This is a genomic window from Pseudonocardia lutea, from assembly GCF_042658055.1.
Taxonomy (GTDB): domain Bacteria; phylum Actinomycetota; class Actinomycetes; order Mycobacteriales; family Pseudonocardiaceae; genus Pseudonocardia; species Pseudonocardia lutea.
The window spans coordinates 1-15,563 of sequence record NZ_JBHSQK010000010.1 but is presented as its reverse complement, the minus strand read 5'-3'; the positions used below and the strand labels follow the sequence as shown (position 1 = coordinate 15,563).

The 15,563-nt window shown below is 75.1% G+C and carries 14 protein-coding genes; 7 read left to right on the top strand and 7 right to left on the bottom strand.

The window, feature by feature from the left end; all coding sequences use genetic code 11:
* The first annotated feature begins 1,014 nt into the window (after positions 1–1,014).
* The gene (locus ACFQH9_RS05550) at positions 1,015–1,278 is read left to right on the top strand and encodes a hypothetical protein (protein ID WP_379564799.1); all 264 of its coding nucleotides are present in this window, start codon (positions 1,015–1,017) and stop codon (positions 1,276–1,278) included.
* 478 nt (positions 1,279–1,756) lie between these two features.
* Here the strand turns inward: ACFQH9_RS05550 and ACFQH9_RS05545 are convergent, their stop codons facing one another.
* Together ACFQH9_RS05545 and ACFQH9_RS05540 are read right to left on the bottom strand one after the other, a co-directional pair.
* Complete coding sequence (locus ACFQH9_RS05545; protein ID WP_379564798.1) at positions 1,757–2,155, bottom strand: DUF6401 family natural product biosynthesis protein; 399 nt, start codon at positions 2,153–2,155, stop codon at positions 1,757–1,759.
* A 22-nt stretch (positions 2,156–2,177) separates the two neighbouring features.
* A complete protein-coding gene (locus ACFQH9_RS05540; RefSeq protein WP_379564797.1) occupies positions 2,178–3,107 on the bottom strand; it encodes a helix-turn-helix transcriptional regulator in 930 nt (309 codons plus the stop codon).
* Positions 3,108–3,207: 100 nt separating this feature from the next.
* Between ACFQH9_RS05540 and ACFQH9_RS05535 the strand changes: the two genes are divergently transcribed.
* Together ACFQH9_RS05535 and ACFQH9_RS05530 are read left to right on the top strand one after the other, a co-directional pair.
* Positions 3,208–3,918, top strand: a complete 711-nt coding sequence (locus tag ACFQH9_RS05535; RefSeq protein WP_379564796.1) for an SDR family oxidoreductase — start codon at positions 3,208–3,210, stop codon at positions 3,916–3,918.
* Between the two features lie 133 nt (positions 3,919–4,051).
* Positions 4,052–5,212 (top strand): macrolide family glycosyltransferase, encoded by a 1,161-nt coding sequence (locus ACFQH9_RS05530; protein WP_379564795.1) that lies wholly within the window; start codon positions 4,052–4,054, stop codon positions 5,210–5,212.
* Positions 5,213–5,256: 44 nt separating this feature from the next.
* Here ACFQH9_RS05530 and ACFQH9_RS05525 read toward each other — a convergent pair whose 3' ends face one another.
* Genes ACFQH9_RS05525 through ACFQH9_RS05515 form a run of 3 tightly spaced genes read right to left on the bottom strand, consistent with a single transcriptional unit; the run spans position 5,257 to position 7,481 of the window.
* Complete coding sequence (locus ACFQH9_RS05525) at positions 5,257–5,814, bottom strand: VOC family protein (RefSeq protein ID WP_379564794.1); 558 nt, start codon at positions 5,812–5,814, stop codon at positions 5,257–5,259.
* On the bottom strand, positions 5,811–6,374 hold the full coding sequence (locus tag ACFQH9_RS05520; RefSeq protein ID WP_379564793.1) for an RNA polymerase sigma factor: 564 nt from the start codon (positions 6,372–6,374) through the stop codon (positions 5,811–5,813). The genes ACFQH9_RS05525 and ACFQH9_RS05520 overlap by 4 nt, the downstream gene beginning before the upstream one ends.
* Positions 6,375–6,431: 57 nt before the next feature.
* The gene (locus ACFQH9_RS05515) at positions 6,432–7,481 is read right to left on the bottom strand and encodes an alpha/beta fold hydrolase (protein WP_379564792.1); all 1,050 of its coding nucleotides are present in this window, start codon (positions 7,479–7,481) and stop codon (positions 6,432–6,434) included.
* A gap of 59 nt (positions 7,482–7,540) precedes the next feature.
* Here ACFQH9_RS05515 and ACFQH9_RS05510 point away from each other — a divergent pair, with 59 nt between their 5' ends.
* A complete protein-coding gene (locus ACFQH9_RS05510; protein WP_379564791.1) occupies positions 7,541–8,584 on the top strand; it encodes a D-2-hydroxyacid dehydrogenase in 1,044 nt (347 codons plus the stop codon).
* Positions 8,585–8,802: 218 nt separating this feature from the next.
* Here ACFQH9_RS05510 and ACFQH9_RS05505 read toward each other — a convergent pair whose 3' ends face one another.
* A complete protein-coding gene (locus ACFQH9_RS05505; RefSeq protein WP_379564790.1) occupies positions 8,803–10,371 on the bottom strand; it encodes a benzoate-CoA ligase family protein in 1,569 nt (522 codons plus the stop codon).
* Positions 10,372–10,528: 157 nt separating this feature from the next.
* On the opposite strand from ACFQH9_RS05505, the gene ACFQH9_RS05500 reads away from it, so the two are divergent.
* Positions 10,529–12,370: an AAA family ATPase gene (locus tag ACFQH9_RS05500; RefSeq protein WP_379564789.1), complete on the top strand. Its 1,842-nt coding sequence runs from the start codon at positions 10,529–10,531 to the stop codon at positions 12,368–12,370.
* Positions 12,371–12,508: 138 nt separating this feature from the next.
* Positions 12,509–13,327 carry a PIG-L family deacetylase gene (locus ACFQH9_RS05495; RefSeq protein WP_379564788.1) on the top strand — a complete coding sequence of 273 codons (819 nt, stop codon included), beginning with the start codon at positions 12,509–12,511 and terminating at the stop codon, positions 13,325–13,327.
* Positions 13,328–14,112: 785 nt separating this feature from the next.
* Here the strand turns inward: ACFQH9_RS05495 and ACFQH9_RS05490 are convergent.
* On the bottom strand, positions 14,113–14,853 hold the full coding sequence (locus ACFQH9_RS05490; RefSeq protein ID WP_379564948.1) for an ABC transporter permease: 741 nt from the start codon (positions 14,851–14,853) through the stop codon (positions 14,113–14,115).
* Between the two features lie 28 nt (positions 14,854–14,881).
* On the opposite strand from ACFQH9_RS05490, the gene ACFQH9_RS05485 reads away from it, so the two are divergent.
* A complete protein-coding gene (locus ACFQH9_RS05485) occupies positions 14,882–15,193 on the top strand; it encodes a DUF1905 domain-containing protein (RefSeq protein ID WP_379564787.1) in 312 nt (103 codons plus the stop codon).
* The last annotated feature ends 370 nt before the right edge of the window (positions 15,194–15,563 follow it).

Here is a 15,563-nt window from a genome sequence, read left to right as displayed (position 1 = left end):
CGCCGCAGTCGAGGAGCGAGCCCTTGAGCGCCTGTCGGGGGCCGGGTTCCGCGCTGATCGCGGTTCTGCTCCGCAATCGGCGATCTCGGCGGTGCGGCGACGGGGGCTCCGCGGCCGGTCAGCCGCAGCTCCGGGGCAGCTCCGGTCCGCCGCAGCTCCGGGGCGGCTTCGGTCCGCCGCAGCTCCGGGGCGGCTTCGGTCCGCCGCAGCTCCGGGGCGGCTTCGGTCCGCCGCAGCTCCGGGGCGGCTTCGGTCCGCCGCAGCTCCGGGGCGGCTTCGGTCCGCCGCAGCTCCGGGGCGGCTTCGGTCCGCCGCAGCTCCGGGGCGGCTTCGGTCCGCCGCAGCTCCGGGGCGGCTTCGGTCCGCCGCAGCTCCGGGGCGGCTTCGGTCCGCCGCAGCTCCGGGGCGGCTTCGGTCCGCCGCAGCTCCGGGGCGGCTTCGGTCCGCCGCAGCTCCGGGGCGGCTTCGGTCCGCCGCAGCTCCGGGGCGGCTTCGGTCCGCCGCAGCTCCGGGGCGGCTTCGGTCCGCCGCAGCTCCGGGGCGGCTTCGGTCCGCCGCAGCTCCGGGGCGGCTTCGGTCCGCCGCAGCTCCGGGGCGGCTTCGGTCAGCCGCAGCTCGGGGCGGCTTCGGTCCGCCGCAGCTCCGGGGGGTTCCCGGTCAGCGCAGCTCCGGGGGTTCCCGGTCAGCCGCAGCTCCGGGCCGGTCCCGTCCGCCTCGGGTGGGTCGGATCGCGGTGCCGGCGCCGTCCTGCGCGGTCTCCTCACCCTCACCGCTCGTGCAGCGTCGTGATCGTCGGTTGTGGACCGGGGAGGTCGCTTTCCGGCCGTTTCCGTCCACATCCGATGATCACGGACCCGGAGCGGGGTCCTGGTGCCCGAACCACTCCCGGTCGGCGGCACACTGCGCGTCCGGAGGGGCGTCGAGGTCAGTTTCACCGACCACGCGAAGGGCCACGCGCCCGGACCCACGCCGCCGACTCCCTGCTCTCCCTGCCGGCGTGGAGGCTGCTCGTCCGTGATCTGCGTGCCGGGCCACAACGTGCCGGGCGACGAGGTGCCGGGCGACGAGGTGCCGGGCGACGAGGTGCCGGGCGACGACGTGATGCTCCACTACCAGCCGCCTGCGTTCCGTGATGCGCTGTACGCACGACAGGCGCCGGGCCTCGCCCCGGCGTCAGGTAGTCACAGGCTGGAGAGGGAGCGCATGACCGGGGACGGACAACTCGGTGAGCGGGGCGCGGACCCGACCCTGCTGCGCGCCCACGCGGGTGTGCGGTGAGCGGCCGGGCAGCCGCCTGGCGGCGCCGGGCCGAGGGAGCGACGGGCTCGCGACCGGTCGGGGCGCGGAAGGCTCCCGGGGGCGGGGTGCTCGACGACATCGACGCGCTCCTGGCGGAGCACGTCGACCCGACCGAAGGGCCAGGTGTGGACCCACCGACGGGTGAGGACGACCGGGAACCCCTGCTGTGACGGCCCGACCGACGGCCACCGGGTACGAGGCCGCGGCGACCACCGCGCCCTCCTCCTCGTCGAGCGGCGGGTTCTCCGCCGCGGCACGACATGGAGGTGCGGACCCGGTGCCGGCGAGCCCGGGGGACGAGAGGGCGACTGGTGAATCCTCCGCGGCGATCGCGGGCGCCCGAGCGCTCCCTGGCGGGGTTGTCGCCGGATCCGAAGTCACCCGGGATGACGACCGGCTCCGCCTCGCCAGGAGCCGCCCGGATCACCGAGCTCACCGCCGGCGATCCACCAGACCCTCAGACCGCGCCGCGCGAGGCGAGCTGGCACACGGCGATGAGGCGCAGCGTCGCCCAGTCCCGCGGGCGCCAGATCCCGTTCTGCGGCAACGCGATCGTCGCCCCGCTGCGGCGCTGCTCGTCCAGCACGGAGCGGGCGTAGGCCGCCAGCCGCACGGCACCGCCCGTGGTGGTCCGGGCCGGCGCGAGGGTCGCGACGGCGCCGCCTCCGCTGCGGCGCATCCCGTCCCGCACGATGTCCCGCACGGCCGCCGCGTGCTGGTCGACGACGGCGGCGAGCCCCGGTTCGGCCGCGACCGCCCGGAGCCCGGGACGGCCGACCGTCTCCATCAGGCGGCGGAGGAAGCGGTGGGCTTTCCACTCGACGACGGCGGCGCGCAGATCCCGCAGCAAGCTCACGCGCAAATCGTAGCCAGCGATTTCACCGGATCGGGCGATCGGTGAGCTGATCGGTCGGCGTGACGCGCCGGTCGGACTCCCGGTCCGGCTGCCCGTCCGACGGCCCGTTCGTCCCGCCGTCCGGCTCGATCCCGAGGACGCGCAGCAGGGCGAGCGCCTCGGCCTCCGGCGTGCCCGGGGCGGCCGAGTACACGAGCAGCATCTGGTCGTCGAAGGCGTCGTGCAGGGTGTCGCAGTCCAGGGTGAGCACCCCGAGCTGCGGGTGCACGATCCGCTTGCGGTCGCCGTGCCGCACCCGCACCGACCGCTCCGCCCACATCCGGGCGAACCGCTCGCTGCCCTGCTCCAGGGTCGCGATCAGCCGCTTCAGCCCCGGGTCGTCGGGGTAGCGGCCGAAGGAGCCCCGCAGGTCCGAGACGAGGGCCCGGTCGAGCCGATCGCGCTCGGCGGGGTCGTCCGCCGCCAGCCGGTTGCCGGGTCCGACGAACGCCTGCAGGGCGACGTTGCGCTGCGCGAGGGGCAGCGCCGACATGTCGCCGAGCAGGGCGGCCGCCATGGCGTTCCAGGCCAGGACGTCCGTGCGGGCGTTGAGCAGCAGCGCCGGCAGGTCGGTGAGCCGGTCCATCAGCCGCAGCAGGCTCGGCCGGGGTTCGGCCGAGATGGTGCCCGGCGCCGGCGGGCGTACCCCGCCGAGTGTGAAGAGGTGGTCCCGCTCGTCCGTGGACAGCCGCAGCGCCCGGCCCAGCGCGCCCAGCACGGCGTCGGACGGGTGCGGGCCGCGACCCTGCTCCAGCCGCGTCAGGTAGTCGACGGAGATGCCGGCGACCTGGGCGACCTCCTCGCGGCGCAGCCCGGGTGTGCGGCGGCGGGTGCCGGCGGGCAGGCCGAGGTCGGCGGGGCGCAGCCGCTCACGCCAGGCGCGCAGGGTCCTGCCCAGTTCGGTCCGGTCCACGCGCCCAGCATGCCGCTCGGGGGTCCGCGCAGCCTGGTACCGCGGGTCCCACGATCCGCCGGACCTGGTCGCGCCCGGACCCGCGGCGCACGCTGGGGTGATGAGCGAGAACACGATCGCCCTGGTCACCGGGGCGAACAAGGGGCTGGGTCGCGAGACGGTGCGCCGGCTCGCCGCACTGGGCTGGACCGTGCTGCTGGGCGCGCGGGACCCCGGGCGCGGGGCCGCGGCCGCGGCCGAGCTCGGGGGCCGCGTGGAGGTGCTGCCGATCGACGTCACCTCCGACGAGTCGGTGGCGGCGGCCGCGAAGGAGGTCGAGGAGCGCCACGGCCGGCTCGACGTCCTGGTGAACAACGCCGGCATCACCGGCCCGCGGGTGGCGCCGCGGGAGACCGGCGCCGACGCCATGCGGGAGGTCTTCGAGACCAACGTCTTCGGGCCGGTCCGGGTGACCCGCGCCTTCCTTCCGCTGCTCGACCGTTCGGCGGCGCCGCGGATCGTGATGGTGTCCAGCGGGGTGGGCTCGCTGACCCTCACCGCGGACCCGGCGCGGGTCGAGTCGCGGATCGTCGCGCTGACCTACCCGTCCTCGAAGTCCGCGCTGAACATGATCACGACGCAGTACGCCCGGGCGCTGCCGCGGTTCCGGGTCAACGCCGCCGACCCCGGCTACACCGCCACGGACCTCAACGGGCACAGCGGGTACCAGACCGTGACCGAGGGGACGGACGCGATCGTGGAGCTGGCCCAGGTCGGGCCGGACGGGCCGACGGGCTCCTACCGGGACCGCAGCGGCGTAATCCCGTGGTGAGCCGGCGGCGTCGCCGCTAGCGTCCCCCGCGTGATCCAGCAGCTCTACGGCTGACCGGCCCGGCGACGACCCCGCCTCCCGCGCGGGGTCGTCGGCATGCCCGTCGATCCCGTCGAGAGCTCCTGGAGTCCCCGTGTCCCACCTCCTCATGGCCGGCGTCGGTGCGCACGGCCACACCAACCCGCACCTGGGCGTCGTCGCCGAGCTGGCCGAGCGCGGCCACCGCGTGTCCTGGGCCATCCCCGGGTCGTTCGCCGCGACCGTCGCGGCGGCCGGCGCGGTCCCGCTCGTCGTCGACTCACGGGTGCCCGACGAGTCGCGGGGCGAGGCCTGGCCGGAGGATCCGGTCGCCGGCATGTCGCTCTTCCTCGACGAGGCGGAGCACGTGTACCCGCAGCTCGAGAAGGCCCTGGCGGGCGACCCGCCCGAGCTGGTGCTCTACGACATCGGCGGCTGGCCGGGCCGCGCGCTCGCCGCCCGGTGGTGCCTGCCGCTGGTCCAGCTCTCCCCGTCCATGGTGGCGTGGGAGGGGTTCGAGGAGGACATGGCCGAGGCGCTCACCTTCCGCGACACCGCGCAACACGCCGCCTACCAGCGGCGGTTCCAGGCCTGGCTCGACGGGCTCGGCATCGCGCTCACCCCGGACGAGTTCGCCGGACGGCCGCCGCGCTGCCTGGTGGAGATCCCGCGCGTCATGCAGCCGCACGCGGACCGGGTCGACGAGCGCGTGTACAGCTTCGTCGGCCCGGCGCTGGACCGGCGGCGCGAGGAGTGGCCGGCGAGCGAGGAGCCGATGGTGCTGGTCTCGCTGGGCTCGAACTACACCCGGCGGCCGGACTTCTACCGGGCCTGCGTCGAGGCCTTCGCGCCGCTCGGCTGGCGGGTGGTGGTCGCCGTGGGGGCGCACGTGTCGCCCGAGGAGATCGGCCCGGTGCCCCCGGGCGTCGAGATCCACCGCTGGGTGCCGCAGTTCGGCGCGCTGGGCCGGGCGCGCGCGTTCGTGACGCACGCCGGCTCCGGCGGCTGCTCGGAGGGGCTCTACCAGGGCGTCCCGATGATCGCGGTGCCCCAGGCCGTGGACCAGTTCGGCAACGCGGCGCTGCTGGAGGCCCTCGGGGTCGGCCGGCACGTCCCGCGGGAGGAGGCCACGCCCGAGCGGCTGCGGCAGGCGTTGCTCGAGCTCACCGGCTCGCCGGAGGTGGCGGCCCGTTGCGCCGCCCTGCGCGCCGAGGTCCGGGCGGAGGGTGGCGCCCGGGCCGCCGCCGACGTGGTGGAGTCCCTGCTGCCGGGGTGAGTTCTCCCGAGCGTTGTGGATCCATACTGCACCCGGTCGGGCTCTCACCCTCGGGAGACCATCCAGCGGTGCCCGGCGGGGTCGACGACGACGCCGCCGCGCCCGTAGGGCGAGTCGGTCACCGGGCGCTCGATGCGGGCCCCCCGGGCGACCGCCCGCGCCACCACGGCGTCGGGATCGGCGACCTCGAGCCGTAGGGACACCGACACCGCGCCCGGCTCCGGGGCCCGCAGGCCCAGCTCGGGGAACTCCTCGGCCAGCATCACGACCGAGTCGCCGAGGGCGATCTCGGCGTGCCCGATCCGCCCGTCCGGCATGACGATCGGCTCCCCGCGCCGGAGCGCGCCGAACACCTCGACATAGAAGTCGACCGCGGCCGCGGCGTCGGGCACCGCGAGGTACGGGGTCAGGGTGGGCAACGGCACCGCGGCGGCCTCGGTCGTCGTCGCGGGCGCGTCGGTGGTGGTCATGGTGGGCTCCTCGCTCTCGGGACCGGTCCCGAGCACCAGCCGTTCGAGGTGCTCGCGCAGCCGCGCGGCGAACCCCGGGTCGGGAGGCACGGGCCGGATCGGCTCGCGGAGGACGTCCAGCGGATCGGTCATGCCGGGCCTCCTCCCGCGCGCCGGTCCGGACTCTCGGGACTGTCGGTGTGAGCGGCGTAGCTGCGGCGGAACGCCGCCCGGGCCCGGGCGAGCAGGGCCTCGGTGGCGTGCACGGTCCGGCCCAGCACCCGGGCGACCTCGGGGACCGGGAGCCCGTCGAGGTAGCGCAGGGTCAGGGCGGCCCGGTGCTGCGGCGCCTGCGCGTCGAGGACCTCGCGGGCGAGCAGCGCGTCGAGCTCGGCCTCCCAGGGGTCCTCGACCTCGGGTGCGTCCAGCACCCGCAGCGCGCGGTCCCGGATCTCCAACGACCGCCAGTGGTCGACGAGCTTGTGCCGCGCGATCCCGACCAGCCACGCCGTGCTGACCCGCGGGGTGCCGGAGCGGCACGCGGCGACGGCGGCCAGGAACACCTCCGCCGTGAGGTCCTCGGCGAGCGCCCGGCGGCCGCAGCGGGCCAGCAGGTAGCCGTAGACCTCGGGCAGCGCGGCGTCGTACAGGGCGAGCAGGTCGAGCCCGGGATCGGGCTCGACCCGGCTCGTGGGTCCCTGCGGTCCGCTCACGCCCCTCCATCGGGCGGGCCGACCGGACTCCGACGGTGGTTCACCCGATCGTCGTACTCAGACGTCGGCGAGGAAGGCGAGCAGCACCTCGGTCCACCGGTCCGCGGCGTCGACGTGCGGGCCGTGCCCGCTGCCCTCGAAGACCTCGACGGTCACCCGGCCGCCCGCGGCGGCGTACGCGTCGAGCACCTCCCGGATCTGCGCGACCATCGGCTGCGCCGGGAACGCCTCCTCGCCGGGCCATCCCGGCACCGCACCGCTCGCGCCGAGCACGCCGAAGTCCAGCGGCGACGCGTCGGCGACCACGAGGTCCGCGCTGCCGTGCGTCCACAGCACCGGCGGCTTGGGGTCGAGGTCGACGAGGTCCGCCCACCGGCAGTACTTGGGCGAGAGCGCGTTGAGGATCCCGCGCGTGCCGGGCGCGACCCCCGGCCAGTTCGGGGAGGGCACCTGGTCGCCGGGGTAGCCGTCGTCGCCGACGAGGGTCTTGAGCACCTCCGCGACCAGCACGTCCTCGCGGTCCGACGGGAGCTGGAAGGTCGGCGACCAGTACAGCGCCCGTATGACGTTGCGGATGGAGAAGGGGCTCTCGTCCGAGGCGTCCTTCGCCGCGAGCCGCGCGACGACCTCGGGGTTGGCCGAGCCGCCGCCGGAGCCGGCGACGTCCGGGGTGACGGGGCTGCCGTCGGCGCGGGCGCCGCCGTAGCCGTAGGGGGACACCGGGTCCAGGAAGGTCAGCGAGGCGACGGGGCGGTCCTTCGCGAACGCCGCGATCGCCGCCCCGGCCGTCGACCAGCCGACGAGGTGCGGCGGCCGCTCGATCCCGAGCGCGCGCAGCAGGGCGGCGGTGTCGTCGGCCCAGTCGCCGAGTCCGCGGGTGGCGTCGAGCGCCTTCGGCTCGGTGTCGCCGAACCCGCGCATGTCCGGCGCGAGCACCCGGTACCGCTCGCCGAGTCGCGGCATGAGGTGCTCGTAGAAGCGCCCGGTGGAGAGGTTGCCGTGCAGCAGGACCAGCGGCTCGCCGTCCTCGGGCCCCGCCTCCAGCAGGTGCATGCGGAGGCGGTCGGTGTCGACGGTGGCGGACCGCACCCCGGGCAGCAGCGTCATGGCGTGATCGTCGGGGGCCGATGTCGCCGGGTCAAGCCGCCGTCCGGCAGGGTCGGTGCGTGCGCGTCGTCCTGGCCACCCCGCTCGACGAGGAGCTGTGCCGGCTCGTCGAGGAACGGGAACCCCGCCTGACCCTCGTCCGCGACCACGGGCTGCTGCCGCCGATGCGCTGGCCCTCGGACCACAGCGGTGACCCGGCGTGGCACCGCACGCCGGAGCAGCAGCGCCGGTTCGAGGAGCTGCTCGACTCCGCCGACGCGCTCTACGGCATCCCCGGCGAGCACGACGCCGCCGCGCTCGCCCGGACCGTCGCCGCCAACCCGCGGCTGCGCTGGGTGCAGACGATGGCGGCCGGGGGAGGGGCGACCGTCCGTGCGGCCGGGCTGACCGCGGCGCAGCTGGGCCGGGTCGTCTTCACGACGACGGCGGGCGTCCACGGTGGACCGCTCGCCGAGTTCGCGCTGTTCGGGCTGCTCGCGGGGGCGAAGACCCTGCCGCGCCTGCAGGCCGGGCAGCGTGCGCACGAGTGGGGCCCACGCTGGTTCATGGGTCACCTCGCCGACCACACGGTCCTGGTGCTGGGCCTCGGCGGGATCGGGCGCGAGGTGGTGCGCCGGTTGGGCCCCTTCGGGTGCCGGGTGATCGGGACCGCGCGCCGGCCGGGGCCGCCCCCCGAGGGCGTCGACGAGCTGGTGCACCCCGCGGACCTCGCCGCCGTGGTGGGGCGGGTGGACGGGATCGTCGTGACGCTGCCCGCCACGGCCGCCACCGAGCGGATGGTCGACGCGGAGGTCCTCGCCGCGGTGAAGCCCGGCTGCACGCTGGTCAACGTGGGTCGCGGGTCGGTGATCGACGAACCCGCCCTGGTCGAGGCGCTGCGCGACGGGCGGATCGGCTACGCCGCGCTCGACGTCGTCGCGGAGGAGCCGCTCGACCCCGCGAGTCCGCTGTGGGACCTGGAGAACGTGCTGCTCAGCCCGCACACCGCCACGCTCGATCGGCAGGAGGACCGCCGGATCGCGGAGCTGTTCGCGGACAACGCCTCCCGCCTGCTCGACGGCCGGCCGCTGCGCAACGTCGTCGACACCGTGGAGTTCTACTGAGGATTCTGGGAGCAGCGCTCTTGACCATGAGCGGGCTCCGCTCCCTCTCCCGTTCGCCGCGGCGACGGTGCTGTTCCTGCCTCAGTTCCTCCTGCCGCCGGCGCTGCGGATCGCGCACGGCGTGCTGCTCCGCGTCGGCTGCGTGCTGCTCGCGGTCCTCGTGCGCCGCCGCTGACCCGAGGGCCCCGCACCGTCGGCGTGCGGGGCGCCGTGCAGCGCTACGCCGTGACGGGGTGGCCCGCGGAGTGGCGCTGCCGCAGCCGGTAGCGCTGCACCTTCCCGGTCGCGGTCTTGGGCAGCTCGTCGACCACGATCACCGCCCGCGGCCGCTTGAACGAGGCCAGGCCCGCCTTGCAGAAGGCCACCACCTCGTCCGGGTCGACCACCGCACCCGCCCGCGGCACGACGTAGGCCACGGGCTTGTCCAGGCCGTCGGCGTCCGGGATCCCGACGACGACGGCCTCGGCCAGCGCGGGGTGCTCCAGCAACCGGGACTCGACCTCGGCCGGCGCGACCCAGATCCCGCCGACCTTGAGCACGTCGTCCGTGCGGCCGAGGCAGGTGAGGCTGCCGTCGTCGTTGCGCACGTACTGGTCCCCGGTCCGCATCCACTCACCCTGGAAGACCTGCCGGTTCACCGCGGTGCGGCACCAGTAGCCGGTGCAGATCGAGTCCCCGGAGATCCACAGCATCCCGGACTCGCCGGTCCCGCTGATCACCGAGCCGTCCGTGCGGCGCAGCTCGATCTCGTAGCCCGGCACGGGGAAGCCCGAGCTGCCCGGGACGACGGCGCCGGGCCGGTTGGAGATGAAGATGTGCAGCGCCTCGGTGGAGCCGATGCCGTCGAGGATCTCCACGCCGAAGCGGTCCCGGATGCCGGTGAACATCCGGGCCGGCAGGGTCTCGCCGGCCGACACGCCCTGCCGGACGCCGGCGAGGGCGTCGTCGGGCACGTCGCTCGCGAGCAGCGGACCCCAGAAGCTGGGCACGCCGAACAGCAGGGTCGCGCCGTACTTCCGCGCGTCGCCCGCGATGAGGTCCGGGGTCGGGCGCGCGGGCTCGAGGACGGCGGAGGCGCCGACCGAGAGCGGGAAGAACATCGAGTTGCCGATGCCGTAGGCGAAGAACAGCTTGGCCACGGACAGGCACACGTCGTCCGGCCGGATCCCGAGGACCTGCCGCGCGTAGGTCTCGGCGACGTACCGGATGTCGGCGTGCCGGTGCATCGCCCCCTTGGGCCTGCCGGTGGTGCCGGAGGTGTAGAGCCACAGCGCGGGCGACTCGTCCCAGGTCGCGGCCACGGACTCCAGGGGCGCGCCGGCGGCGAGCATCTGCTCCCAGGTGAGTGCGGTGATCCCGGGCGCGGGGGCCACCGGGTCGGCGCCGGCCAGGACGAGATGCCGCAGGTCGGGGGCGTTCGCCGCGGCACTGTGCACGGCCTCGGTGAACTGGTGGCTGCCGATCAGCACACGGGCCCGGGAGTCGACGACGAGCGTGCTGAGCTCGGCCCCGGTGAGCATCGTGGAGCACGGCACGGCGACCGCGCCGAGGTACATCGTGGCGAGGATCCCGGTGAACAGCTCGACGTCGTCCGCCATGCAGAGCACGACCCGCTCCTCGGGCCGCACGCCGATCCCGGCCAGCCCGCCGGCGACCCGGCGGACCTCGGCGGCGAGCTCGGCGTAGGTGAGGGTGCCCCGCGGGTGGTGGACCGCGGTGCGGGCGCCGTCGCCCGCCGACACCCGGCTTTCGGTCAGGTACTCCGCAGCGTTGAAGAGTTCGCTCATGAACCGGGCTCCTGTGCCTGTTCGGGTGGTCGAACTCTACAGCGAGATCACACGCCGTCAACGACGCGTAGAAGATCACCCTCTCCCGTGTGTCACGGCGATTTGCTACCAATGAGTCGGGGTAGGCGCCGGTGCCGCCCCTTCGTAGGAGGTATTCGTGACGACCGCCCCTCCGACGCCCGTCGTCGGACTCCGTCGTGAGCGCGAGGTGCTCACGGTCGCCCTGGCGACCGGCCGGCACGTCGTGCTCGAAGGGCCGCCCGGCACGGGCAAGTCCACCCTGTTGCGGTCGATCGCGCGCGAGGCCGGGCAGCACGTCGTGTTCGTGGAGGGCAACGCCGAGCTCACCCCGGCCCGGCTGGTCGGCGCGTTCGACCCGGCCCAGGTGCTGAACGAGGGCTACCTGCCCGCGAGCTTCGTCGACGGCCCGCTGCTCACCGCCATGCGCGAGGGCGGGCTGCTCTACCTCGAGGAGCTCAACCGGGTCCCCGAGGAGACGCTCAACGTCCTGATCACCGTGCTCACCGAGGGCGAGATCGCGGTGCCGCGGCTCGGGACCGTGACCGCCGGGCCGGGCTTCCGGCTGATCGCGGCGATGAACCCGTTCGACGCGATCGGGACCGCCCGGGTCAGCCAGGCCATCGCCGACCGGATGTGCCGGGTCGTGCTCGGCTACCAGTCGGAGGACGCGGAGCGGGCGATCACGAGCTCGGTCAGCGGCGTGGACGGCTGGGTGAACGAGCTCGCCGTCGGCCTCACCCGGGCGACCCGTGAACACCGGGACCTGCGGATGGGCTCCTCGGTGCGCGGCGCGATCGACCTCGCGCACGTGCTCACCGGGCTCGCGCAGCTGCGCGGGGAGGACAAGCCCGCCCGCGAGACCGCGCGGGACGCGGCGCACGCCGCCCTGTCCGGCCGCATCAAGGTCGCCGACGGGCTGGACCGGACCCCGGAGGCCGTGATCGACGAGCTGCTGGAGCGGCTCTGGCCCGAGGACGCTCCCGAGCCGGCGGACCGTGAGGAGTCCGACCCGGGAAAAGCTGACGGCCCCCCTCCTCCGGGATCGGGGGGCCAGTCCGGCCGGGACAAGCCCTCGCCCAGCCGTGGGCAGCGGACGATGGGCCGCGGCGAGCTGGGCTCGCGGCACGAGCAGTTCGAGGAGATCTCCCCGGAGGTCGGGCAGCTCGACGAGGCGGCGTTCGACGCCGCCCTCGCCGAGAACCCCGAGCAGGCCGCGGCGCTGCTCGCCGACCTCGCCGTGGCCACGGACGCGACGCTGCGGGCCCAGGCGCGCAAGCTCGCGGGCCGGGTGTTCATCCAGCTCGGCAAGGTCGGGCCGGCCAAGGCGCGCGGCACCCGGAAGATCGCCCCGGCCAAGGGTGGCGACGGCGACCTCGACCTGGACCGCACGCTCGACAACTGGCAGCCGACGGCGAGCCGGCGGCCGCGGCCGGACGAGATCGTCACCCGGGGCTGGACGGCGCACCGCCGGGCGGTGTCGCTCGTCGTCGACATCTCGGGGTCGATGCAGGGGCTGGCCGTGGCGCTCGCGGCGGTGTCCGCGGCGGGCGGGGTGCTGGCGTCGGAGTCGGGCTCGGGCAAGCTCGAGCCCGGCGTGCTGGCCTTCGGCTCTCAGGTGCGCACCCTGCAGCGGCAGGGCGTGCGCCGCCCGCCGGACGAGCTGATCGGCGAGCTGGTCGCGCTGCGTGGGCACGGCACCACGGACGTCGCGGCGGCGCTGCGCGAGGCGTCGGTGCAGCTGGCGGGCGCGGTGGCCGACGAGCGGATGGTCGTGCTGCTGTCGGACTGCCTGCACACCTCGGGCGACGACCCGCTCACCGCCCTCGGCGGCATCGACCGGCTGCACGTGCTCTGCCCGTTGCCGGACGAGGACGCGGAGAAGGCGGCGCGGGCCCTCGCCGCGAAGGGGGGCGGCAGCTACCAGCCGGTGCACCGGCTGGCCGACATCGCCCCCGCCCTGACCGCCGTCCTCTGCTGACGCATTACGGAACCATAATGCGCACGTCTGCGCCCATTTCCCGCGTTGAGGAACCATAATGCGCTGAAAGGGTCGGGGAATGCGCATTGTGGTTCCACCGTGCGGCGCGCGTCGGCCCGCGCGGTAGGGTCGCCCGTCGTGGGGACCATCGTCAGTTTTCACGCCCATCCCGACGACGAGTCGATCACCACCGCCGGGACGCTCGCCAAGGCCGCGAAGGCCGGGCACCGCGTGGTGCTGGTCTTCGCGACCCGTGGTGAGCTGGGCGAACCCGTTCCCGGCGTGCTGGCCGAGGGCGAGCAGCTCGCCGTGCGGCGCTCCGCGGAGTGCTTCGAGTCGGCCAAGGTCCTCGGCGCCGCGCGCGTGGAGTTCCTGGGCTACGTCGACTCCGGGATGATGGGCGAGCCGACGAACGACGCCCCCTACTGCTTCTGGCAGGCCGGCGTCGAGCACGCCGCGCGGCGGCTGGCGGTGATCCTCGACGAGGAGGAGCCGGACGTCCTCACCACCTACGACGACAACGGCAGCTACGGCCACCCCGACCACATCCAGGTGCACCGGGTGGGGAAGCGGGCGGCGGAGCTGGCCGGGGTCCCCGTCGTCGCGCAGAACACGATCAACCGGGACTGGCTGCTGCGCGGCATGCGCGGGCTGCAGGCAGCCGGGGAGATCCCCGAGGGCTGGGACGCCCCGGACGACACGATCCCGCCGCCGACCTTCGGCAAGCCCGAGGCGGAGATCACGCACCGGGTCGAGGCCGTGGACTTCGCGGAGCAGAAGCGGGCCTCGATGCGGGTGCACGCCAGCCAGATGAGCCCCGAGCACTTCATGCTCGCGATGCCGGACCCGATCTTCGCGATGGGCTTCGGCACGGAGTTCTACATCGTCACCGACCCGCCGAGCCCCGCCGCGGCCCCCGAGATCTTCGCGGACCTCTTCCTCCCGATGCACCCCTGACAGTGAGGATGTCGGCGAGCCCCGCCCCGCCTGCCCGTGCGTGAGGGGCCGCTCGCGGAGGGGTAGCTCGAGTGCAGGGGAGTAGCTCGGCGCAGGGGAGTAGCTCGGCGCAGGGGAGTAGCTCGGCGCAGGGGAGTAGCTCGGCGCAGGGGTGGCTCCGTCGCAAAGGGTGTCGGCGCAGGGGTGGCTGCTGCGCACGGTGGTGGCTCCGGGGCAAAAGGTGGTCGGCGCAGGAGGTGGCGGCGGCGCACGGTGGTGGCTCCGGCGCGGTGGTGGCTCCGGCGCGGTGGTGGCTTCGGCGGTAGCGGGTGGCTCCGGGCCGCGCGCACACCCTTCCGGGCTCGGCACATCCGGTCGGACCTCCCACACCTGTTCTGGCCGCCTCGCACACCTGCCAGGTCGCTCGCACACGTCGTCGACGAGGTGTAGTACGCCCGGCCGGGTGTGCGGCATTCGAGGCCTGCCCGCAGCCGGGCGACGGCCGCGGCGCCCGCACGACGCAGGGCCGAGCTCCACGGAGCTCCGGCCAGAAGTGCGCCACACCCGTCGGGGCGCGGTGCAGGCCGTCGACGGGGTGTCCGGCTGACCTCGCGGGTGTGCGACGCGTCCCCGCGGGGTCTGGCGCGCGCGGGCGCGGTGTGCCGGGCGCGGGCGGATGTGCGACGGGTCTCGCGAGGGTGCCGGGCTCCGGCGCGTGGGCCGGGCCTCGGTGGGTGTGCCGCGGCGCGGGCGTGTCCCGGCCCGGGCGGATGTGCCGGGCGAGGGTGGGTGTGGCGCGGGCGGCCTCAGGTCCGTACCAGGCCCCGGCAGACCAGCTCGACGGTCAGGGCGACGGCCACCGTCTCCACGGCCAGCAGCAGTACCAGTACGAGCAACTGCACCGCACCGGCCTGGATCGGGGAGGCGCCCCCGAGCAGCATCCCGACGTAGGCACCCGGCAGCGTGACGAGCCCGACGGTCCGGGTCTGGTCGAGCGCGGGGACCAGCGCCTGCGCGGCGCTCGGCCGCGCGATCTCGACGTTGGCGTCGCGGGGGAGCAGGCCCAGGGACAGGGCGGCCTCCACCTCGCCCCGCCGCGCGGTCAGCTCGTCGCGCATCCGCCTGCCCGCCAGGGAGGTCGCCGTCATGGCGCCGCCGATGAGGATCCCCGCCGTCGGGATCACGGCGAGCCCGGTGGCGGGCACCACACCGCCCACCACGAGCAGCGCGACGACGGGCAGCGGGCCGGCCGCGATCGGCACCCCCACCCACCAGCCGCTCGGGTGCCGGGTGAGGCGGCGCGCGGAGGTGAAGGTCGCCACGGCGACCATCAGCAGCACGAACAGCGCGCTGGTCCCCAGCGACCGCACCACGACGCCGATCAGCAGCGACACCGCACCGAGCTGGACCACCGCGCGCACCGACGCCAGCGCGGCCGCCCGGGCCGTCCCCAGCCGGGCCAGCAGGGCGATCGCGGCGGCGAGCAGGACCGCGAGGGCGGCGGCCACGGCGAGCCCGGGCCCGGCGTTCAACGTCACGCCCGGAATTGTCGGGGGCCCGGGGCATGCTGCCGCCGTGACCGCCCCGAGGAGCTACGCCTTCCGCACCCAGCTGTGGCTGTGGGAGGCCCGCCGGCAGGACAGCTGGACCTTCGTGAGCCTGCCGCCGGAGATCGCCGAGGAGATCCGCGAGCAGGCGCCGCCCGCGGCCGGCTTCGGCTCGGTCCCGGTCGCGGTGCGCCTCGGCGCCACGAGCTGGCGGACGTCGATCTTCCCCGACTCCGCCCGCGGCACGTACGTCCTGCCGGTCAAGAAGGCCGTGCGCCGCGCCGAGGGGCTGGCGGAGGGGACGGTCGCCGCGGTGGAGCTCGAGGTGCGGGACCCGTGACCCCACCGTCGGGGGAGGTGCCGCTCCCCACGTGGACCCCCGCGGTTGGTCGTTCTACCCTCCGTAGAGCACAATGCCCGTGCGAACCGTGCCCGCTCCCCCCTCGGCGCAGCCCGAGGACGTGCGGTCCGGTTGGCGGGAGATAGAGTCCGGACCTGGCCCACCACCTTTGAGCCAGCGAGGTTCAGCGAGGTCCAGTGCAGGAGGCACAGTGACAGCCGTCGCGCCCAAGCCGATCACGACGCGCCCTTACCCGGCGCGTCGGACGGGTAAGGGTTCCACGTTCCTGAAGATGCTCCGGACGACGGACCCCAAGGACATCTCGATCCTGTACATGGTCACGTCGTTCGCCTTCTTCATGGTCGGCGGG